The organism is Vibrio sp. NFR, from assembly GCF_027587095.1.
Classification (GTDB): domain Bacteria; phylum Pseudomonadota; class Gammaproteobacteria; order Enterobacterales; family Vibrionaceae; genus Vibrio; species Vibrio harveyi.
This window is the reverse complement of record NZ_JAPPTN010000005.1, coordinates 296,861-318,735: the sequence shown is the minus strand read 5'-3', so window position 1 is coordinate 318,735 and position 21,875 is coordinate 296,861. Positions and strand designations below refer to the sequence as shown.

The window sequence follows — 21,875 nt, the reverse complement described above, 5'->3', positions numbered from 1 at the left end:
TAATGTTAATTGACACAAAGGCATTGTTTAACAAGCACTTAAAGCATAGGTGATACCTATCACACTGATTGCTAATAACAGTTTTTTTATTCTCAGTTGCAGCGCTATTCTCCTTGCATAACTTTCGAGCAGTTGCCGAAAAGTCGATAAATAATCACTATATTGCAAGGAAAATCAAATGAGCAAAAAACTGACTACAGCAGCAGGTTGCCCTGTCGCCCATAACCAAAACGTTATGACTGCTGGTCCTCGTGGCCCTCAACTATTACAAGACGTTTGGTTCCTTGAAAAATTAGCGCACTTTGACCGCGAAGTGATCCCAGAGCGTCGTATGCACGCAAAAGGCTCTGGTGCTTACGGTACGTTCACTGTAACGCACGACATTACAAAATACACTCGCGCGAAAATCTTCTCTGACATCGGTAAAAAAACAGAACTATTCGCTCGCTTCACGACCGTAGCTGGTGAGCGCGGTGCAGCAGATGCAGAGCGCGATATCCGTGGTTTCGCACTAAAATTCTACACTGAAGAAGGTAACTGGGACTTGGTTGGTAACAACACACCAGTATTCTTCCTACGTGACCCGCTAAAATTCCCAGACCTAAACCACGCAGTAAAACGCGACCCTCGCACTAACATGCGTAGCTCTACCAACAACTGGGATTTCTGGACATCACTACCAGAAGCATTCCACCAAGTGACTATCGTAATGAGCGACCGTGGTATCCCAGCTTCTTACCGTCATATGCATGGTTTTGGTAGCCACACATTCAGCTTTATCAACGCAGAAAACGAGCGTTACTGGGTGAAATTCCATTTCAAAACTCAGCAAGGCATCAAAAACCTAACTGACCAAGAAGCAGAATCAATCGTCGGTAAAGACCGCGAAAGCCATCACCGTGACCTTTACGAAGCGATTGAGCGTCAAGACTTCCCTAAATGGAAGATGTACGTACAGATCATGCCTGAGCTAGAAGCGGATGAAGTCAACTTCAACCCATTCGACCTAACAAAAGTGTGGTCTCAAAAAGACTACCCACTGATCCCAGTTGGTGAGTTTGAACTGAACCGTAACCCAGAAAACTTCTACGCAGAAGTTGAGCAGTCAGCGTTCAACCCAGCAGCAGTAGTCCCTGGTATCGGCTTCTCTCCAGATAAGATGCTACAAGGTCGTCTGTTCGCTTACGGCGATGCTCAGCGTTACCGCCTAGGTGTGAACCACCATCAAATCCCTGTGAACGCACCTCGTTGCCCTGTTCACAGCTACCACCGCGATGGCGCAATGCGCGTTGATGGCAACTTTGGTTCAACACTGGGTTACGAGCCAAACTACAAACAAGAATGGGCAGAGCAACCAAATTACTCTGAGCCACCTCTACGCATCAATGGCAACGCTGATCACTACGATCACCGTGTAGACGAAGACTACTTCAGCCAAGCGGGTGACCTATTCCGTCTGATGAGCGAAGAGCAACGTCAAACTCTGTTCGACAACACAGCTCGCGCAATGGACGGTGTGCCAGAGTTCATCCAACAGCGCCACGTTCAACACGCATACCAAGCGGACGAAGCGTACGGCAAAGGTCTTGAGGTTGCACTAGGCTTAAACAAGTAAGCGAACGCTGTAATCATCACACTGTGTGATTAAAAGACATAAAAAAGGAGGTGCTCTACAGCACCTCCTGATTTCAAATCACTAATCCTTAATCACAGGTCACTAATCACAACCATACTCAAGGAGATTCATTATGATTAACTTAGATTTCTTTAAGCTCTTTGATACCAAAGAACTGTTTATCTATTACTGATTCATCAACTACTGATTTTTAGCGACCGCTTTGATCAGTACTGATGTATCCATGCGACCTAAGCCATCACGCTGAAGGTCTGCGTATTGCTCATCCACTTTCTTCGTCAGTGGAAGTTCTAGACCCACTCGCTCTGCTTCTTGCAGACAGAAACCCAAGTCTTTGCGCATCCAATCAATAGCGAAGCCAAAATCGAACTTATCTTCCGCCATCGTATTTGCGCGGTTTTCCATCTGCCATGAACCTGCAGCGCCGTGCTTCAACGTTTCTACAACTTGAGCGATGTCCAAGCCTGATTTTTGTGCCAGTAGCAAAGCTTCACTCAAACCTTGTAAAACGCCACCAATACAAATTTGGTTTACCATCTTACAGCGTTGACCCTGACCGTTTTCACCCATTAGTGTCATCTGCTTCGCGTACACATCCATCACTGGAGACACACGGTCAAAAATGCTTTGTTCACCACCACACATGATGGTTAGGACACCATTTTCTGCACCTGCTTGACCACCAGAAACTGGCGCATCAATGAAGTGATTGCCGTATTTAACACACGCTTCAGCCAGTTCTACCGCTAGATCTGCAGAAGTCGTCGTGTGGTCCACTAACACTGCATCCGCTTTCAAGCCGACCAGAATGCCTTCTTCACCGTAAACAACGCTACGAACGTCATCATCATTACCCACACAGGTAAAAACGATGTCACAGCCTTCTGCCGCTTCACGTGGTGTTTCACAAGCCACGCCTTGGTATTCTTCAGCCCACTTGTCAGCTTTCGCCTTTGTGCGGTTGTATACTTTGGTTTCATAGCCCGCTTTACTTAGGTAACCAGCCATTGGGTATCCCATCACACCCAGACCAATAAATGCTACTCTTAGTTTTTCCATTGCAAGCCTCCTTGAATTCGAAATAAGTGACGTTTTGAAACTATTACTATTTGAAACAGTTACTATTTGAAACATGTTACTAAAGATTTCAGAACATTACTTGCAATAATTTCGTCTTAAATAAGCGCAACAAACTCAATCAAAGGCGAAGCTACCAAAAGTGACAATAAAAGCGTCACAATAGACGGAATCGCATCTTTCCAAGTATCAAAACGAAAATGGAAAAACATAGCACCAACGGAGGTGAAAACAATAAAACTTGCACCTATCGCACTTAACAAGTTGTTCGCCGATAGCAAGCCAATTAACATCAAAATTGCACCCGTTACCTCAACCAGTCCAACCAAAAACATAGCGGCACGGTTCAATCCATATTTATGAAAGAAAGCGAGCTGTGGCTCAAAAATCGGCTTCACCCAACCGATGATTTTGATAGAACTGGCAAACAAGAAAAACGCGATTAACAACCCTTGAATAAACACCATAATTTTAACTCCCGAACAGATGATGGAAGTATTAAAGCATTCCACTTAAAACTTAAGGAGGGTAATATTTAGCTACTTATCATTCCAAATAGGAATGCATCATGGATAAATTTGATTGTTTGAAAGTCTTTTCTCGTGTTGCTCAGTTGGGTTCATTTACTGCCGCGGCTAACGAACTCAATACCACTCAGAGTGCGGTGAGCAAGAAGATCGCTTGGCTTGAGCGTGAAGTCGGCATCACCTTGTTTCATCGTCATGCTCGCGCTATCAGCTTAACTTCTGGTGGAAAACAATATCTCGAACTGGCACAAACACTCACAGAGCAAATGGATTCCTTCGAGTCGCAACTTAGACAAGAGCAAGCGTCGGTCTCTGGCGAGCTCAAGCTTTCAGTGCCGAGTGCGTTTAGCGTTCGCTTGTTATCTGCGCCACTGAATGAGTTTCTCAACCAACATCCGGAGCTTAGCGTCGATGTGTCAGTTTCGGACAAGTTTGTCGATTTAGTTGAAGGCAATGTTGATATCGCGATTCGTGCCGCCTACCTAAAAGACTCGGGGTTAAAAGCGCGTTGGTTGATGGATAACGAATTGGTTTACTTCGCTTCTCCAAGTTACATCGACAAGCGCGACCCTATTCTTAGTGCTAACGATTTGAGTACGCACTGCTGCTTAACCTACTCACTCTCCAATCCGTCTAACTTGTGGCGTTTTAGCGATGGAAATGAAACCATTAAAGTCAAAGTGAAAGAGCAGGTTCGAAGTGATAGTCCTGAGATGTTGGTGCAAATGGCAAAGCTTGGGCAAGGCATCGCTGCAATGCCAAAATGGATGGTAGAACAAGAGCTTAACAATGGTGAACTGATTCAAGTATTAACGCAATATCAATCAGTTAAGCTACCAATGTACTTGGTTTACAAAGATAGTGAGTACCAACCTCAGCGCATTCGCACTTTCATTGATTTCTTGGTTAAGCACTTTTCTCAGGGATAAAAAAAGCTCCATCAAAAATGATGGAGCTAACTAGCAGATAGCCTTATTTGGGGGCTACATACTTAAGGGATTCTTTTCGCCTGCAACAGTGCTGCGGCATTGAGCATCGCGTCTTTAGTGCTGACATCCAGCACCTTCATTTTTCTAAATCGCTCCGGCTCTTTGATGGCGACATCGTGAGCGAAGATAACAAACCTCGCCTTGGCGATATCTTTGTCAGTGATTCGGTTAATGATGCCGTTCGCACCTTGCGTTTCAACCTTGATCTTAATGCCTAACGCACAGGCAGCTTTTTCTAGTGACTTCGCCGCTAAGAAGGTGTGCGCCACACCTGATGGACAAGACGTCACGGCAAGAATGTCTGCTTCGCCCTCGCCTTGCACAGACGTATAAGCTTGAGATTGACCAACCGGACTATCGTCTTCTGTGACTGTCTTCTTAAGCGCAATAACAATCAATGCTGTGGTAAACGAACCTGCAATTGTGCCAACTATGTAGCCAATCTTGCCGTCCACAACTGGCAGCACAATCCAGCCGCCCCACGGAGCATGGTTAATGACATGGAACATAAACCCAATCACGTTACCGACGATACCACCAGCAACAATCGCAGGCAGTACGCGAGCTGGGTCACCCGCCGCAAACGGAATTGCTCCTTCGCTGATGCCAATCATACCCATGATGCCCGCGGCTTTACCCGCTTCACGTTCATCACGTTTAAACTTACTTGGCGATAGAAAAGTTGCTAACGCCATACCCAAAGGCGGGGTACAAATCGCGATACCGACACCACCCATCAACCACGGCTGAGTATTCACTTGAGTCTGAGCAAACAAAGTCGCCACTTTGTTGATAGGACCGCCCATATCAAACGCCGTCATTGCACCCAGCACGGTGCCCAACATCACTTTGCCTGAGCCCGCCATACCCGTGAGCACATCGTTCATGGTTGTCATTGCGCTGGCGATCGGTGAGCCGATCACCCACATCACAGCGCCACAGGTGACAAACGTACCAACCAGTGGGTAGATAAAAATCGAGCCGAGGGAGCTCATGCTGTCCGGCAATTGAATCTTCTTCAGTAGCCAAACCACAAAGCCGGCGAAAAATCCGACGACAATCGCGCCCAAGAAGCCAGTGTTGTAATGACTAACCGCAATCCAAGATCCAATCATTCCCGGAGCAAGACCAGGCTTATCAGCGATCGAATAGGCAATGTAACCACCTAATACCGCGGTAAATAGTGTCAGACCTGCAATGCCCATTTTGGCGATATCAGCCAGAATGCCGTCTTTCGGAACCCCACCATGACCTGAGATCATCACAGAGAGAGATAGCAATACACCGCCCGCGACAATAAACGGGATCATATGTGAAGTGCCGAACAGCAAGTGCTCTTTCATTCTGCTCAGCTTTTGTGCCCAAGGGCTAAGGGGTTCAGATGCGAATTCCAGAGGATCTAAACCTGAGTCGTTTGCGTTCGACTGAATGTCAGTGAGTAGTTCGTGCGCTTCATCCACTGACTTCGCCGCTTTTAACTTATTGACGAAACCATCTTCAATGATTTTAGTGGAGATTTGTGCCAAGACTTCGATGTGGTGATGATCATCCCCATCTGGAGAAGCCAGCATGAAAAATACGTCAGACAGTTCGCCATCATCAGCACCGTAATCAATCCCTTTGCGGCTGATGCCCACTGCAACTGCGGGTTTTGCGACCGCATTGCTTTTGGCGTGAGGAATGGCAATACCCTCGTCAAAGCCGGTATTGCCAATCTCTTCTCGTTTCCAAATGTCCGCCAAGAACTGACTTTTGCTAGTGAGCTTGCCCGCCGCGTCCAACAATTCGACGAGCTCTTTGAGCGCTTCATCTTTGGTTTGAGCCTGCAAATCCAAGCAAATGGTTTCCGGTTCAATAAGGTTTAATATGTCCATTGTTTGTACCTTGCAATGTTCACGCTCGAGAGTCATGAGTTATTTGTTCCATCTATGACTGTGTTCAGAGTAACCAACACTCGTCCTTTCCAATACAGGACAAAAAGTGCATTAACTGGATTAATGTAACATGAGATTTAAACTGTGATAGAGCTCTTGCGATTATCTGCTTTAAATCCATCCTTCCGACGGTCACTATGCTAAAATCCACAAAAAAATAAAGTGGATAGAACATGAAGATCGTAGCGGTGACAGCGTGCCCTACAGGCATCGCTCATACTTATATGGCGGCAGATGCACTAATGAAAGCTGCGCCTAAGCATAACGTACAAATTAAGGTTGAGACGCAAGGCGCGATGGGTATTGAGAATCAGCTCACTCCCCACGATATTGCACAAGCGGATCGTGTCTTAATTGTGTCCGATATTGAGATTGAACAACCAGCTCGCTTTGAAGGCACCAACAAAGTCCAAATCCCGATTGAAGACGTGTTACTCAATGTCGATAAAGTATTCCTTGTACACTGTCGATGATACGCTGTGCTGATGAACGAATACCAAATCACCTTTTTTGTCGACGATATTAATGCCAGTGCTCATGTCGCACAGCCCCTCAATCGCGTCGCCAAAAAGTTCAAAAGCACATTACACATCATCAACATAACCCAAAACCGCGTCGCTGAACTCACTAAGTCAATCGCGGTTTTACAAGTTGGCTTGCAGCAAGGCGACTTGTGTCAAATCACGGCTATTGGTATTGACGCCGAGCTTGCCTGTTTCGTTATCAAAGATATGATTGCTGAGAACTTCACCGTTGTGGGTTCTCACATCAACTACGAGTTCTCAAGCCAACTTGCTGAGCGTCTTCCGCAAATCTGCCCGCCTTGTGAAATTAAATGGCATTACGCCAAAGCACACACTGAGCTCACCAAGTTTGAGTGCTTGAAAGGGCTAGCTCAGCTTATTCATCCTATTCACCCAGACGAACTCATTCTCGCCTTTATCAAACGTGAAGAGCGGTCCTCAACCGCAGTAACACCAGGCATTGCTCTACCCCATGTCATGTTCGAAGGTGTGGACCACATTTCTGTCGCAGTTATCGCTAACGAGATTCCGATGGATTGGGCATCCAAAATGGGTGAAGTACATCTTGCTATAGCATTAGTAATGCCAGCGAAACCCACACGCGAGCACATCATTGCAGCAACCAACTTAACTCGTAATCTACTGACCGACCAAATGGCTGAACGTTTACTGCTAACAAAAAGCAGCGTCGACTTGCAGGCGCTTCTGATGTACGCCATGTCGAGGCTGCTTGCTTAATCTTTACTTGCTTTAGATCGAACCGCGATATTCCGTCGGCGTTCTGCCCGTGCGGTTCTTAAAGACTCGGCAGAAGTAGTTCACATCTTTGAATCCACAGCGCACCGATACCTCATTCAACTTAAAGTTGTATTTCTTGAGCATAAACTTCGCGCGGTCTACCCGTACCCACGTAATGTAATCGGCTAACGTCATGTGACCTTGCTGACGGAACAAACGCGACAAATGGTTAGAAGAGATGCTGAACCTCGACGCAATACTGTCACGTGTGATTGGGCGGTGAAAGTTCTCTTGGATGTAGATACAAATGCCCTGATACAGATCTTGCACTCGACTGTGCGCCTGCGTCTCAATAGGTGCATCTAACATCGACTTAGCGTATTGCAACAAGGCTTGCAGTAACAACTCATCCATTGGCTTTTTATTACACTCACGAGCCAATGAACTCAGCGCTTCCAAAATATTATCAATGGCAAATCCAGAACGAGTTTGAATACTGTGTTTTTGAATATCGTAAAAGCTCACTTCCCCTTTGCGTTTAGATACGAGACTCAAACCCAATTGACGGCGACCAAAGAGAATACTTAATACCGAGCAGTCTGTATCCCAGTCAGGTTTATTCCAACAGTTAGGCGGAATAAATATCGCATCACCGGCTTTCGCCACGATATGCGTCACTTTGCGATCATGACTTTCCATTTCATTAATATATTCACCAGACAAGACCAATTCTAATCGAGGGAAGTTAACCTGATAGCTAAATTCAGGTGGTGTATGAAAATCACCAGCAAACCATATATTGTGGAATGGTTCTCGCTCGTTTAATACTGATGAAATCAAATCATGAAAAATCATTTTACGTACTCTTAAACACGCATCCATGATGCTATACCTATAGATATACACCCTACTGGATTTTTGTGCTATTGAGCAAAATCACACTTCCATTTTAAGGTTACAAAAATCCAGTTTACGCATCAATTATCCAGTCTAGTAAGTTATCAAAAAAGCCTCAAAGCCCTTATTTATTGGAGCAGTAACACATTTTACTTATGGTTCACCGAGTTTCACATAATGTCACAGATATGCAGTGAGTTTATCCAGTAGACGATCTACATCACACTCTCGCCGGGCGGTTACAATCATCCAGTAAATGCATTTTTTCTTCACTACTGTCTCCGCTTGGTTAATTTCAAAATACCCCTGAAATAAAAATTATATTTATAGGGGTTCGACAATGATCACCAAACTAATAAATGAAGACTTGATTAAGCTTGATCTTCAAGCGACTTCAAAAGAAGACGTATTTAAAGAACTGGTTGCAGTTCTACACGCCCAAGGTCGTATTTCAGACCAAGAGCAATTTCTTGCAGATATAAAAGCACGTGAAGAATTAGGTAACACCGGATTTGAGGATGGCGTTGCTATCCCACACGCGAAAAGTGCAGCAGTTCTTGAACCAGCGGTTGTGATCGGCGTAAGCAAATCAGGTATCGAATACGGTGCAGAAGACGGTTTGCCTTCAAAACTGTTCTTCATGATCGCTTCTCCAGACGGTGGCGATAACCACCATATCGAAGTACTTGCAGAGCTGTCTTCAAAACTGATTGAAGATGGTTTCATTGATGCGTTCTTAGGTGCAGCAAACAGCCAAGACGCACTGGCACTCCTACTTGCTAAAGAAGAGCCTCAAGCAGTGGCAGACGCACCAGCAAACCAAGGTTTCATTATTGGTGTTACTGGTTGTCCTGCGGGCGTTGCGCACACTTACCTAGCAGCAGAAGCGCTAGAGAAAGGTGCTGCGGCGATGGGTTACGAAATCAAGGTTGAAACGAATGGCTCAATCGGTGTGAAAAACAGCCCAACCGCAGAAGAAATCGAACGTGCAGACGCAATCATAGTGGCATGTGACAAACAAGTCGACATGAACCGCTTTGCGGGCAAACGCGTGGTTAAAACCAACGTAAAAGCCCCTATCCGCGATGCTCAAGGTCTGATTAACGAAGCGTTAAGCGCTCCAGAATACCAAGCAGAAGCAAGCAGCAATGCACAAGCGTCTGTTGCAAACAAAGCCTCTCAGGCTCGCTCGGACCTTTACCGCTACTTGATGAACGGCGTGTCACACATGATCCCATTCGTTGTAACGGGTGGTCTGCTGATTGCACTTGCTCTTGCAGTCGGTGGTCAGCCAAGTGAAGCGGGCATGGCAATTCCTGAAGGCAGCATGTGGAACCAAATCCTCAACGTAGGTGTGGTTGCCTTTACGCTGATGATCCCAATCCTAGCGGGTTACATTGCTTACGCGATTGCTGACCGTCCTGCCCTAGCTCCTGGCTTGATCGGTGGTTGGATTGCAAACAACGGTTCTTTCTACGGCGCAGACGCTGGTACAGGCTTTATCGGTGCCATCATCGCTGGTCTGCTTGTGGGTTACTTCGTGAAGTGGATTACGTCGATTAACTACCACAAGTTCATTCAACCTTTGGTGCCAATCATGATTGCGCCAATCACAGGTTCGCTATTCATCGCTGGTCTCTTCATCTTCGTTATCGGCGCGCCAATCGCAAGCCTAATGGACGGTCTGACTGCGCTACTAACAAGCATGAGTACAGGTAACGTCGTTCTACTAGGCATCGTACTTGGTGGTATGGCTGGCTTCGATATGGGTGGTCCATTCAACAAGGTCGCGTTCCTATTCTCTGTGGGCATGATTGCGAGCGGTCAAACTCAGTTTATGGGTGCGATGGCGTGTGCAATCCCAGTTGCACCTCTAGGCATGGCACTGGCAACGGCGCTTGGTCGTAAGTTCGACCTGTTCGAAGAATCAGAAACCGAAGCGGGCAAAGCAGCAGGCGCTATGGGTCTGGTCGGTATCTCTGAGGGTGCGATTCCGTTCGCAGCGCAAGATCCAATGTCAGTGATTCCAGCAAACGTACTTGGCTCAATGGTAGCGGCAGTAATGGCGTTCTCATTCGGCATTACCAACAGTGTTGCTCACGGCGGTCCAGTTGTTGCTCTACTTGGCGCGATGAACCACCCAGTACTTGCTCTGATTTGTATGGCAGCTGGCGCAGTGGTTACCGCAGTAACGTGTGTAACTCTGAAGAAAGTTCGCAAAGCAAAAATGATGCAAGCAGCCGCTTAATCATCCCTACCCCCAAATGGCTCCTATGGCTTGGGCAATGTCGCCCAAGCCATGATTTTCTCTCATGGTGACACTCTATGTTTGATTTAACGATGTCCGATACACAAACGATTCAAACTCAAGCTAAGCATCCGATGTTTTTCCTGATGAACAACGTGATTCAAAACTACGCTTGGGGCAGTACTACTTCTGTTAACCAACTGTTTGGCATTGAAAACCCAACGGGCGAACCACAAGCAGAAGTATGGATGGGCGCGCATCCAAACGGTTGCTCATTGGTGATGGTAAACGGTGAAGAGACCAAACTCTCTTCACTGATTGCTCAAGACATGAATGCCTTTCTGAGTGAAGAAGTCACAAACCGTTTTGGTGAACTTCCATACCTGTTTAAAGTGCTTGCCGCTGAGAAAGCACTGTCGATTCAGGTTCACCCAAACAAACAGCAAGCAGAATTAGGCTTTGCACTGGAAGAAAAACAAGGCATTCCCCTAACCGCTGCAAACCGTAACTACAAAGATCCAAACCACAAACCTGAGTTGGTTTACGCGCTAACCGAATACCAAGCGATGAATGGCTTCCGCCCAACAAGTGAAATCATCAGCTTCTTCTCTGAGCTGGCGATTCCTGAGCTGCAAGGCTTGGTGGGTGACCTTATCGCAAACCAAACGCCAACGGGCTTAGCAACCTTCTTCTCGGGTCTACTGTCACTAGAGGGCGAACAGAAAGAGATGGCGTTGACGGTGCTATTGGCTCAAGCTCGCATCACCGACTTACCTCTGTTCAACCTCATTCTTGAACTAGAGAAGCAATACCCTGGCGATATTGGTTTATTTGCACCACTGATGCTCAATGTCATTACCCTACAACCGGGCGATGCCATGTTCTTAGATGCAGAAACGCCACACGCTTACTTGAAGGGTACAGGTCTTGAGATCATGGCGAACTCAGACAACGTACTGCGCGCGGGTCTGACACCAAAATACATGGACGTGAAAGAACTCGTTGCGTGTACACGCTTCAACGAGAAGCCATTCGACAGCTTATTGCTCGCACCAAACGAAATCGACGATATGTTGGAATACCCAATTCCTGTGGACGATTTCAAATTCGCCATCGTTAAGCAAGCTCATCAGCGTACTCTAGAAGTTCAAACCGCTGAGATCCTTATGCCTCTGGATACCAAACTTGTGCTGACTCATGCAAACGGCGAAACATGCGAAGTTGAAAAAGGACAATCAGTTTTCATTCCGGCTTACGCAAAACAGGTCACTTTGGATTGTGAAGGTCGTGTCGCACGCGCTTACAGCTAATCGTAATTATTAATAGTACGCCACTAAAACCAACGCCTCGCCACTCGCGGGGCGTTTTGCTTTTAACCCTAGTCTTTTTAACCCTAGTAAAGCAATGGTTAATTAAGCACTATAGTCTTGATCCAAAACAGAAAAATTTACCTACAAAACCAAGAAACTGTGTAAGACTTATTGAGTAGCCCTGTTGATAAAGGTGGCAAGATGACTCATAGAAACGCTCGCTCTCTTCATGCCATTATCGGCGCACTCGTCGGTGATGCAGCATCTCTCGGATTTCATTGGCTTTACGATCAAGAACTCATCAGGCAGTTTGGTTCTCCGCATCCGGAATTTCATCAACCTAACCGAACTGAGTACCATGACAAAGGTTATTTTGCCCACGGTAGCAAGCAAGTCGGTGATCTCACCCACTATGGCGCGCAGCTTGTTGCCATGTTAGACGCTCTGGTTCAAACCGGACACTACGACGAGGCGCGTTACATTCGCTCCTTTCGAGAATGGTTTGATTTTGGTGGTAAATGGCAGGGCTATACAGACAAACCGACAAAGCAAACACTGCTCAACATTCATGAGTTGGAAGCCAAAGAACTGCGTGTGACCCTATGTGGGGCTGACGACACACAAAACCCTGCATTATCTAAGCTTCCGCCGTTGGTGGCTTTTCATTCCGATGATGACAAACTCGCCAAACTGGTCGATTCCGCCGTGCGGGTTACCAATAACAACGACACCGCAGTTATGTATGCCCAAGCTATCGCAGTGATGATTCAGATGGCGTTGCAAGGCGCTGCGCCCAAAGCGTGTGTAATGGCAGCTCAGACGGTTTCTCCAAAGATTGCTAACGATATTCAACGTGCAGAAGCGATGAGCGGCAGAAGCGCTACCAGCGTTGCGGAGTCGGTTGGGATGCATTGCGGTTTAGATGCTTCATTTGTGGTGATTTGTCATTTGTTGATGAATTCAGAAAGCTACGAAACCACCATGCGTGAGAACATTTACTGTGGCGGCGATTCAAGTGGACGAGCTATTCCGCTCGGTGCCATTCTTGGGGCAAGTTACTACGACACACCAATGTCGATTCCAAATCACTGGATGGATAAAACCGCACTACCTCGCCGTTTACTGCAGTGTTTATAACCCTCTTGAACCAGCGAAAAAGAGCAGAACCCATACTCTGGTCTTTTCGTTGGTGATGATTTGAATCTCGCCTGACAGAAATAATCCTCGAAATCTTTACGCTATCCACCTACATTGAAGATAAAGCAAATCAAAGAGATAGCCTATGGACCTTAACTTGTTAAAAACGTTTGATGCGGTCATGAAATCAAAAAGCGTCAACGATGCCGCTACCGCGTTAAACATCACTGCGCCCGCCGTGAGTCACGCACTCAACAAGTTAAGAGATCAATACCAAGATCCCCTCTTTGTTCGTCAAGGCAGAGGTATTGTGCCGACGAATTTCGCGATTGAGCTACACGCAGAAATCAAAGAGCCTTTGAGCCTGCTGATCAACGGTTCGAAATCTCGTCAAGAATTCACGCCAGAAACCAGCCAACGCACGTTTCGAATCTCTAGCCATAAAGACATCGATTTAATGCTTGTGCCAGCTTTGGCGAAATACAAATCTCAGCATGCACCATTGGTGTCCATTGAAGCGGATCTAGAACACTTAAACGAACAAGACCGTCAAGACGACTTAAGACGTCGACGCGTGGATGTGATCCTTGCTACCGTGCCTTTGACGGATCATGGTTATCACAATGAATTGTTGTTTGAACAGGAACTTATGGTGACAGTAAGCCAAGATCATCCTCGTATTCAGGACGAGCTCACGTACGACGACTTCATGCGTGAATCTCATGTGACTTGGCGAACTCAGCGACTCAATACCAATGCTTTAGACTCTTTGATTATCGAAGATACGCTGCCACCAAGGCAAGTGGCATATTCGACAGGTTCGAGCATGACAGCGCTTCAATTAGTGTCTCAAACCGATTGGATATGCGTCACCTCGCGTTGGTTCTCTGACAACTTGGCGAACAGCCTCGGATTAAACGCTTTCCCTCTGCCTTTTGAAGCCAATAAGGTGCCTATTTACATGACTTGGCACCAATCACAAAAGAGCGACAAAGGGCATGAATGGCTGAGGAATGCAATTAAACAGGCGGTCGCTCAATCCATTGACTAACAGACAAATAATCACAGAACATCCATAGAAAAAGGGCGAAGCCTGCTGCTTCGCCCTTGTTGCTATTAGCCTTCGAATAACCAGTTTTGCCAACTCTGCATTCTCAGGATCACTTTACGTACGATACTGAACATTTCCCATTTCGGTGAGTACACCGCAACATGTGCATCTGTGCCGGATGGCAATGGCATGTCTTTTACCAAGTCTGGATTATCCAGTTCCACTTTCACTAAGATTCGACCACCAGCAGGAATTTGTTCTGGGTACTTCATATTGCCTGATGGTGATACCGCGCCTTGAGCAAAAATGTCATTCACTTGTGTCACATGCGCCTTGTAAGCATGACCGGGAATGGTATTGAAGGTCACTTCCGCCGGATAACCGACTTTCACGTATCGTGCTGGCGCTTGTTTAAATGCAGCAAACAGTTGTTTGTCTTCTTTATGGACGAAGGTCAGGTTTCCTTGAAACGGCACAATGCGACTCTTCATCCCCGGACGCAGCGCCACTTGCGTGACAAAGCCATCCGTTGGTGCGGTGACGGTGGTTTTGCCTAGTTTAAACTCAGCAACAGCTAACTCTGATTGATATTTGCTCTTATTTGCCTTTTGTTCCAGCAATTGGTTCTCAATATCGTCCACTTTCTCTTGAGAAGAATACCCCTTACGCCCTAACTTTTGGTATCTCTCCAGCTCCGCCTGATAGAAATCAATCGCTGATTCGGTACGACTGATATCACCTTGAATACGGCTCACTTTATCTTTGAACGGTGTATCGTCAATTTGATAGAGAGGGTCACCCGCTTTCACTTGTTGGTTTCCTTGCACATACACGTGAGTAACTATACCTTCTACCTGAGAAGTGATTGGTGTCGTCACACTGTACAAACGCGCCATGCGAGAAACGGGTTGATACATTGCCATATAGAGAAAAATCCATCCCACGATGAACATGCCAATAACGGATGCCGTGGTGAGTGTCCACTTGGTTTTAGGTACACGAAATACTCGAAATACGATAACGCACAGCGCTACGTAACTTAGGATGATAAGAGTTTCCATTATTCGTCCCCTCTCACTTGCTCAAGTTGATTGATACGAACCAGTAGTTGCTCATAATCTTGTTGAGATACCGAAGGCTTAGCACCTAACCAGTTTTGCTTCTCTCCGTCGTACATGGCTGCCCATATCCAAAGAAACGGCCAAATCACATGAAGAAAGAACAAGCTCACCCAACCGGCAATATGAATCGCATCGGCATGGGGATGGTTGCGCTTTTTTGCAATTTCGTAGGGGATATCATGTAAAGCTATCAATCCAAAAATCAGAATTAACAGCACCACAAATAAGATCGCCAGAGAGGCGTAGTCCAACATTAAATTCATTGTGGAAGCTCCTAGTTTAAGACGCTTTAGACGTTTAAGACGATCTAAACAATGCTAAAACGTAACTGAGTGATGACTTTCCTTAAGCTTGTCGCTCCGTCGCAATGAAGAAATTGTAGGATGAGGCTTACATCAGGACTATTGATTCCTATTTAAATGACAGTTTAGTGATATTTAATTGTCTATAAAATCATCAAGTTAGACCTCTATACCCATTCAAATCCTGAATGATTTCAGAATAAGCAGAACAGGATCGAATCTAGCTTTCTACAGGCAGAAAAAAAGCGATACCAACATTGATATCGCTTTGGATAAGGTTGCAAGACCAGTAAATAATCCGAAAAAATCGATTGGACCCCTCCATCTCTCTAAACGGGTATTAATAACCCGGCGCAAGCAACAAACCTAAATCACTTTTTCATCTGGTTATTGACCCAAACAAGTGTCACCCATACGTGCAGGCGCAATCTGGTCCAGGACTTTGTTTAACGCTTTCCAATCACTCGCCATCTTATTTGCTTGTTCCTGTGTTAGTACTGCTCCATTTGCTGCAATACGGTCATGCTCTACTTTGGTATAGTGGAAGATTGTCATATCTACTGCTTTGTCATCTTTGTAGGCATTCTTCATATTGACGACGTTCTTCTCACTGTCATCAACAAACACAACGTCACTAAAGCTTTGATCTGTCTTATCTAAAATGTACTCAAGCATGGTGCCTTTGTTCATACCTGTGGTCATCATAATGCCATTGATGTAGCTCAGCGGGCGCTTGGGATTATCGATATAGATAGGCAGTGCATCTGAACCTTTCTCTTTAAGCGCAGTGCGTGTCATATCAAATTGATTACGCATCATTTCACGCTCTGTGGCGTAACGATAATTTGGAGAACGAGACGTTAGAGCCATCACCGTTAGACCATCATCTTGCCAGCCGCGCAACATCGCAGGCACGCCATTTTCGATGGTTTTCATCGGTACTAGCTCGTACAGCATGCCGATGGAGTCTTGAAAAAGACAATCGACTTTATCGCCATCTTTCGGCTTCACATCCAATTTACCGCGTTGCCATTGGTACCAAATATCGCCCCCAATATCGGAAGTCGAAGTCAGCAAAGTATTGTCGATATCAACCACGATCAGTGGATTTTTCCCTGCTTCTTTCAGCTGATTTACTTTAGCCGCAACATCGTTAAAGTTGTTGGTATCTTTGACCTCCACATCTGCCATTGCGTTAGTTGCGAATGCCAGTGCGCAAAATAGAGCCACTTTTTTTAGCGTCATAGTATTTCCTTAAGTTGATTCTTTCCGAATAACTCGAGCTTTTCAATATTAATTACGTTATAACACAACAAAAACATCGTAACTTTTTGTTACATTCCAACTATATAATTGATATCCATCACATAAATGAGAGCACGGTTTCGTTTTAACGCTCTTCTCGTCGGAGTTCTGTGTACGCAAACCATTATTCAACATCATTTGTAATCGTCGTAAAGTAAGAGACAAAAAAGAGCAGAGACGAATCTCTGCTCTTTTGCCTACGCTTAATGCATAGTGTGATAGTAAACGCTTCTTCCCGACAAATTAGCGCTGTATTCACTTCTGTATGCGTTATTTCTTCGCGTGGAACATCGCTTGCCCACTCTTATCTTTGTTCGACCAAAAATTGATGTTGAACTGAGCATCATCGCTCATCTCAATTCGGTGCCAATATTGCGGAGGACTGGTAGCAAACTGGCCTGCATTAATCACCACCACCAATTCTGCTTCTGTGGCATTTTCATCAGCAAAGCCGTAGTAAGTCACTTGCCCTTCCATGACACACAGCTGCCCAAACACACCCTCAGCGGTATTATGATGAGTCAGTAGCGCTGGTGGCACATTGTCTTTAGTGAAGAAAGGCGTTGAACGTTGAACAGTCCAGTCTTTAGGAATTCGTAAGTGCGACATAATGATACCCTCTCTAATTACAATTCTTTTCGTTTAAATCGGTTAAGCCTGACCGGCTTGAGACAACTCTCGAAGTAATGGAAATGCTTGGCTGACTTGTTCGCCCGTCACGACGAAGCCCTTGAGTCGGCTATTTTCATCTTCAGCCTTTGCGGCAATACCAGTTTGAGAAATCTGCACGCTCCAGTTCGTCACCGAACTAAAATCGCCCGCTAATTGAATTGGGTAGCTCGGCGTTTTCACCTTTACCATCATAGGTGGTAGTTTCAACTCTGCTTCTTGCCCCAGTAGCTGTTTGCCTAACACATTGGCACTTAGCACGATCGGTTGGAGATACGGCATCATTCGACCTTGGATCTCGGCGCAATCGCCTAATGCAAATACATTGGCTACTGATGTCTGTAATCGAGCATCCACCTTGATGCCTTTATTGACGCACACCCCACAAGCCTTCGCTAACCAAGTGTTAGCACGTAAACCCGCCGCTGAAATCACTACATCGGCTTCGATTGCATTACCTTTGCTCACGCTTGCTACCAGCGAATCATCTGAGTGATTGATCGCGACAACCCCAGTCTCCAAAGCAAGTTGAATACCTTGCTGCTTAAGTTGGTTTTCGAGCGGTAATGCGACGAATTCAGGAATCAGGTTAGCGAGCAAACGGGGATTTGGCTCAACCACCGTAACCGCTTTACCACTGGTCGCGAGATCCATGGCAATCTCGACGCCGATCAACCCACCACCAATCACTAAAACACGTTTCGCACGGCTAATTTTCTCTTCTGCCAATTGGTATTCTTGGAGTGAATTTAACGTGATCACCTCAGATGCCGCATTACCTGACATCGGTGGCACAAAGGCTCTCGCACCTATCGCAAATACCAATTTGGAGTAAGGATAGACTTGACCATTGACTACCACTTGCTGAGCTTGCACATCGACATGCTCAATCATGGTATGGGCAAATAACTCAATGTTGTGTTCCTGTGCAAACGCTTCTCCACTCTTAACCACTAGGTCCTGGGCGGTTTGCTTGTTGCTGAATACATGACTCAAATCAGGCTTGTTGTATTCCGCGCCATCATCAGCAGTAAACACTTGTAGCGGAATATGTGCGTCCATTCGACGCACTGTTTTCACCAATTGGTAAGCGGCGAAGCCACTGCCAATAATCACAATAGGTGCTTGCATATTCGCCCCCTTACCCGTTGTATTCGACAAAGACGTCTTTACCCAAGTGGCATTCTGGGCACAAGAAGTAATCTGGCACTTCAGACCATGCCGTACCCGGTTCAACACCTTGATTAGGCTCGCCTTTTGCTGGGTCGTATACCCAATTACAAACGGTGCAAACCATGCATTGACAATCTGCGGGATGCGCCTCAGTACTAGGGTTGCTAGGAGCAGTGTCTACTATCGCCAGTGTTGTTGCTGACGCAACGGGTTGTGATTGAACTTGTGGTGCAGACGCAGCAATCGCCGGAGAAATAACAGGACTTGTCAGGTCATGCTTTGCCCACAATTTCGCGATGTTTTGACCATGTTCGCGACATTCACGCATCGCTTTACCATCTGGTCGCCATTTGGTTTTCAAGCTCACCGCCGTTTCAAAGCCTGCGTCAGTCAATCGAGCATGGATACGATCCACCGCACCACCGTTCCAACCGTAGCTACCGAACGCAGCGGCTTTCTTCGCTTTAAAGCGCAGACCGGTAATTTCTTCTAGCATGCCTGCGATCTTCGGCATCATGACGTTATTCATCGTAGACGAACCAACCAAGATACCTTTTGAGCGGAATACATTGGCGAGAATTTCATTCTTATCGTGCTTAGAGACATTAAAGACTTTGACCGCCACACTAGGGTCGACATCGTGAATGCCTTGCGCAATGGCATCGGCCATCATTCGAGTGTTGTTTGACATAGAATCGTAGAAAATCGTAATGCGATCTTCTTGATAATTGTCTGCCCACGCCAAGTATTGCTCGATGATTTGAACCGGATTATCGCGCCATACAATACCGTGTGACGTTGCGATCATGTCGACAGGCAAGTTGAAGCTCAGCACTTCTTTGATTTTAGCGGTTACCAAGCTGCTAAATGGCGTTAGGATGTTTGAGTAGTAACGCAAACACTGCTCCATCAATTCATTTTGGTCCACTTCATCATTGAACAGACGTTCATCGCAGTAGTGCTGACCAAATGCGTCGTTACTGAATAGCACCGCATCGCCCGCTAGGTATGTCATCATGCTGTCCGGCCAATGCAGCATTGGCGCTTCCACAAACACCAGTTGCTTGCCATTACCGATATCGATACTGTCGCCCGTTTTTACGGTTTTGAAGTTCCACTCGGGATGGTGGTGATGACCAACGATGGAGTCAATCGCCGCTTCTGTACAGTAAATTGGCGTGTTCGGAATCTTCTCCATCAATGCAGACAATGCGCCCGAGTGATCTTCTTCTGCATGGTTTACCACGATAAAGTCGATAGACTTAAGGTCGATTTCCATCTCTAAATTTTGGATGAATTGTTGACTGAATCGATGATCGACCGTATCAATCAGTACGGTTTTCTCTTCACGAATTAGATAACTGTTGTAGCTGGTACCTTTTGTCATTTTGTATTCTGTACCATGGAAGTCCTGAACTTCCCAATCGCGCTGACCTACCCAATGAATGTTGTTTTTTACGTGAATTGTCATAATTACTACCTTGAATGACGAAATAAATAAGAAGAACTGACTTTTATACTGCATCGGGCATGCCAACTTTTTAATTTCTTTATTTTCAACAAGTTAAAACAAAATCAAAAATAATAACTGTCATTAAGACACAGTTGAAAATTGTCATTAAGACACTACAATAGTCATATTGACACAATTGGTATTGGTTATGACTTCTTTAATCGCGCAGTGGCTACACATCACACAAGACCTTAACTCAGCACTCACTCAGCAAGCTCGTTTTGATACGTTGTTAACCACGATTCGAGAGGTATTAAAGTGTGACTCTTCTGCCCTTCTTTTGTATGAAGATCAGCACTTTAAGCCGTTAGCGATCAATGGTTTGGCAGAAGAAGTGCTGGGACGCCGTTTCTCCATTGAGCAGCACCCAAGGTTAGAAGCCATTGCCCGAGCTGGCGACATCGTGCGCTTTCCCTCTGACAGCGACTTACCTGATCCTTACGACGGCTTGATTCCAAACCACGATGACAAACTGCATGTCCATTCCTGCATTGGTTTACCTTTGCTGATCGACGATCAGCTCATTGGTGCTATTACGATTGACGCCTTCGACCCCAACCAATTTGATGGGTTGCGTAACCAAGAATTACGTTTTGTTAGTGCATTAGCCGCAGGTGGCTTACATACAGCTCTACTGTTAGAGCAACTAGAAACTCAAGCGAGCCTGCCACGTGATTCTTACGCCGAGAAACGCACCTTGAGCAACGAAATTATTGGCAACTCTCAGGGGATGAAGAATCTTCAAGAACAAATAGATGCAGTCGCCGATACCGAGTTGTCTGTACTGATCATGGGTGAGACTGGCGTGGGTAAAGAATTAGTCGCCAGCGCTATTCACCATCGCTCCAATCGTTCCAGCAATACCTTGGTTTACCTCAACTGTGCGGCACTGCCGGAGTCCGTAGCAGAGAGCGAACTGTTTGGGCACATCAAAGGCGCATTTACGGGCGCAATCAGTAATCGTAAGGGTAAATTCGAACAAGCAGATGGCGGCACACTGTTTTTGGATGAAGTCGGTGAACTGTCATTAGAGCTACAAGCCAAGTTACTTCGAGCCCTACAATACGGCGACATCCAACGAGTGGGTGACGACCGTCATATCCGAGTCAATACACGTATTGTCGCCGCCACCAACCGTATTTTGCATGAAGAAGTCACCGCTGGGCGTTTTCGAGCCGACTTATATCACCGCCTAAGCGTCTTCCCACTTCATGTGCCACCTCTTCGCGAACGCGAGGATGATGTAGTGTTGCTAGCGGGCTTCTTTGCTGAACACTTGAGAAGTAAGCTCGGATTGAACAGCATTCGCTTGTCCCCTACGCTCGTTCACGCACTTAAGGATTATTCGTGGCCAGGCAACGTTCGAGAACTCGAACATGTCATCAAACGGGCTGGAGTTTTGGCAAAAGCACGCACCCATTCCATGGATATTGAGTTAGTCGAACAAGATTTTGATATTCGAACGCCGAATCAGAACATCAAGAACGTTGAAGAAACGAAACAAAACTCTCGCTTAGAGCTGCCAGAAGGCGGATTAAAACCAGCCACAGACGCATTCCAAAAAGCGATGATTGTTCGATCACTGGAAGAGAACCAAGGTAACTGGGCAGCAACGGCACGTCAACTTGAGCTGGATAACGGCAATTTGCACCGTTTAGCAAAACGCTTAGGAATAAAATAAGGATTGAGTAAAAAGCATGTGAGATGGTGGAATTCCACAAGAA

19 protein-coding genes are annotated in these 21,875 nt (G+C 46.0%); 9 read left to right on the top strand and 10 right to left on the bottom strand.

What is annotated here, in order from left to right:
• Nucleotides 1–178 precede the first annotated feature (178 nt).
• A complete protein-coding gene (locus tag OH463_RS12210) occupies nucleotides 179–1,615 on the top strand; it encodes a catalase (RefSeq protein WP_069688092.1) in 1,437 nt (478 codons plus the stop codon).
• 201 nt (nucleotides 1,616–1,816) lie between these two features.
• Here OH463_RS12210 and OH463_RS12205 read toward each other — a convergent pair whose 3' ends face one another.
• Together OH463_RS12205 and OH463_RS12200 are read right to left on the bottom strand one after the other, a co-directional pair.
• Nucleotides 1,817–2,695, bottom strand: a complete 879-nt coding sequence (locus OH463_RS12205; RefSeq protein ID WP_069688091.1) for an NAD(P)-dependent oxidoreductase — start codon at nucleotides 2,693–2,695, stop codon at nucleotides 1,817–1,819.
• Nucleotides 2,696–2,811: 116 nt separating this feature from the next.
• On the bottom strand, nucleotides 2,812–3,180 hold the full coding sequence (locus OH463_RS12200) for a DoxX family protein (RefSeq protein WP_045404742.1): 369 nt from the start codon (nucleotides 3,178–3,180) through the stop codon (nucleotides 2,812–2,814).
• A gap of 101 nt (nucleotides 3,181–3,281) precedes the next feature.
• Between OH463_RS12200 and OH463_RS12195 the strand changes: the two genes are divergently transcribed.
• Nucleotides 3,282–4,169, top strand: a complete 888-nt coding sequence (locus OH463_RS12195; RefSeq protein WP_269991336.1) for a LysR family transcriptional regulator — start codon at nucleotides 3,282–3,284, stop codon at nucleotides 4,167–4,169.
• 62 nt (nucleotides 4,170–4,231) lie between these two features.
• On the opposite strand, the gene OH463_RS12190 is transcribed toward OH463_RS12195, so the two are convergent.
• Nucleotides 4,232–6,103: a fructose-specific PTS transporter subunit EIIC gene (locus tag OH463_RS12190; protein WP_188014343.1), complete on the bottom strand. Its 1,872-nt coding sequence runs from the start codon at nucleotides 6,101–6,103 to the stop codon at nucleotides 4,232–4,234.
• Nucleotides 6,104–6,336: 233 nt separating this feature from the next.
• Between OH463_RS12190 and OH463_RS12185 the strand changes: the two genes are divergently transcribed.
• Nucleotides 6,337–6,636 (top strand): PTS fructose transporter subunit IIB, encoded by a 300-nt coding sequence (locus OH463_RS12185; RefSeq protein ID WP_005441202.1) that lies wholly within the window; start codon nucleotides 6,337–6,339, stop codon nucleotides 6,634–6,636.
• A 12-nt stretch (nucleotides 6,637–6,648) separates the two neighbouring features.
• The gene (locus tag OH463_RS12180; RefSeq protein ID WP_017819357.1) at nucleotides 6,649–7,425 is read left to right on the top strand and encodes a PTS sugar transporter subunit IIA; all 777 of its coding nucleotides are present in this window, start codon (nucleotides 6,649–6,651) and stop codon (nucleotides 7,423–7,425) included.
• A gap of 12 nt (nucleotides 7,426–7,437) precedes the next feature.
• On the opposite strand, the gene OH463_RS12175 is transcribed toward OH463_RS12180, so the two are convergent.
• The gene (locus OH463_RS12175) at nucleotides 7,438–8,280 is read right to left on the bottom strand and encodes a helix-turn-helix domain-containing protein (protein ID WP_269991332.1); all 843 of its coding nucleotides are present in this window, start codon (nucleotides 8,278–8,280) and stop codon (nucleotides 7,438–7,440) included.
• A 382-nt stretch (nucleotides 8,281–8,662) separates the two neighbouring features.
• Here OH463_RS12175 and OH463_RS12170 point away from each other — a divergent pair, with 382 nt between their 5' ends.
• The 4 genes from OH463_RS12170 to OH463_RS12155 all read left to right on the top strand — a co-directional run bounded on the left by OH463_RS12170 (nucleotide 8,663) and on the right by OH463_RS12155 (nucleotide 14,068).
• The gene (locus OH463_RS12170) at nucleotides 8,663–10,570 is read left to right on the top strand and encodes a PTS fructose transporter subunit IIABC (protein WP_009697160.1); all 1,908 of its coding nucleotides are present in this window, start codon (nucleotides 8,663–8,665) and stop codon (nucleotides 10,568–10,570) included.
• A gap of 92 nt (nucleotides 10,571–10,662) precedes the next feature.
• Nucleotides 10,663–11,880, top strand: coding sequence for a mannose-6-phosphate isomerase, class I (manA, locus tag OH463_RS12165; protein WP_333482790.1), 1,218 nt, complete (start codon nucleotides 10,663–10,665; stop codon nucleotides 11,878–11,880).
• 201 nt (nucleotides 11,881–12,081) lie between these two features.
• Complete coding sequence (locus OH463_RS12160; RefSeq protein WP_269991329.1) at nucleotides 12,082–13,017, top strand: ADP-ribosylglycohydrolase family protein; 936 nt, start codon at nucleotides 12,082–12,084, stop codon at nucleotides 13,015–13,017.
• 145 nt (nucleotides 13,018–13,162) lie between these two features.
• Nucleotides 13,163–14,068: a LysR family transcriptional regulator gene (locus OH463_RS12155; protein ID WP_269991327.1), complete on the top strand. Its 906-nt coding sequence runs from the start codon at nucleotides 13,163–13,165 to the stop codon at nucleotides 14,066–14,068.
• 65 nt (nucleotides 14,069–14,133) lie between these two features.
• Here the strand turns inward: OH463_RS12155 and OH463_RS12150 are convergent, their stop codons facing one another.
• From OH463_RS12150 to norV, 6 genes are all read right to left on the bottom strand, one after another.
• Nucleotides 14,134–15,129 carry an HlyD family secretion protein gene (locus OH463_RS12150; protein WP_269991325.1) on the bottom strand — a complete coding sequence of 332 codons (996 nt, stop codon included), beginning with the start codon at nucleotides 15,127–15,129 and terminating at the stop codon, nucleotides 14,134–14,136.
• The gene (locus OH463_RS12145; RefSeq protein ID WP_009697165.1) at nucleotides 15,129–15,452 is read right to left on the bottom strand and encodes a DUF3302 domain-containing protein; all 324 of its coding nucleotides are present in this window, start codon (nucleotides 15,450–15,452) and stop codon (nucleotides 15,129–15,131) included. Before OH463_RS12145 ends, OH463_RS12150 begins: the two co-directional genes overlap by 1 nt.
• Before the next feature lie 426 nt (nucleotides 15,453–15,878).
• Nucleotides 15,879–16,736 carry a DUF2608 domain-containing protein gene (locus OH463_RS12140; protein ID WP_009697166.1) on the bottom strand — a complete coding sequence of 286 codons (858 nt, stop codon included), beginning with the start codon at nucleotides 16,734–16,736 and terminating at the stop codon, nucleotides 15,879–15,881.
• 330 nt (nucleotides 16,737–17,066) lie between these two features.
• A complete protein-coding gene (locus tag OH463_RS12135) occupies nucleotides 17,067–17,405 on the bottom strand; it encodes a DUF1971 domain-containing protein (RefSeq protein ID WP_009697167.1) in 339 nt (112 codons plus the stop codon).
• A gap of 42 nt (nucleotides 17,406–17,447) precedes the next feature.
• Complete coding sequence (gene norW / locus OH463_RS12130; RefSeq protein WP_269991321.1) at nucleotides 17,448–18,596, bottom strand: NADH:flavorubredoxin reductase NorW; 1,149 nt, start codon at nucleotides 18,594–18,596, stop codon at nucleotides 17,448–17,450.
• A gap of 10 nt (nucleotides 18,597–18,606) precedes the next feature.
• Nucleotides 18,607–20,109 carry an anaerobic nitric oxide reductase flavorubredoxin gene (gene norV / locus OH463_RS12125; RefSeq protein ID WP_269991317.1) on the bottom strand — a complete coding sequence of 501 codons (1,503 nt, stop codon included), beginning with the start codon at nucleotides 20,107–20,109 and terminating at the stop codon, nucleotides 18,607–18,609.
• A 190-nt stretch (nucleotides 20,110–20,299) separates the two neighbouring features.
• On the opposite strand from norV, the gene norR reads away from it, so the two are divergent.
• Nucleotides 20,300–21,832 (top strand): nitric oxide reductase transcriptional regulator NorR, encoded by a 1,533-nt coding sequence (norR, locus tag OH463_RS12120; RefSeq protein ID WP_050935311.1) that lies wholly within the window; start codon nucleotides 20,300–20,302, stop codon nucleotides 21,830–21,832.
• Nucleotides 21,833–21,875 lie beyond the last annotated feature (43 nt).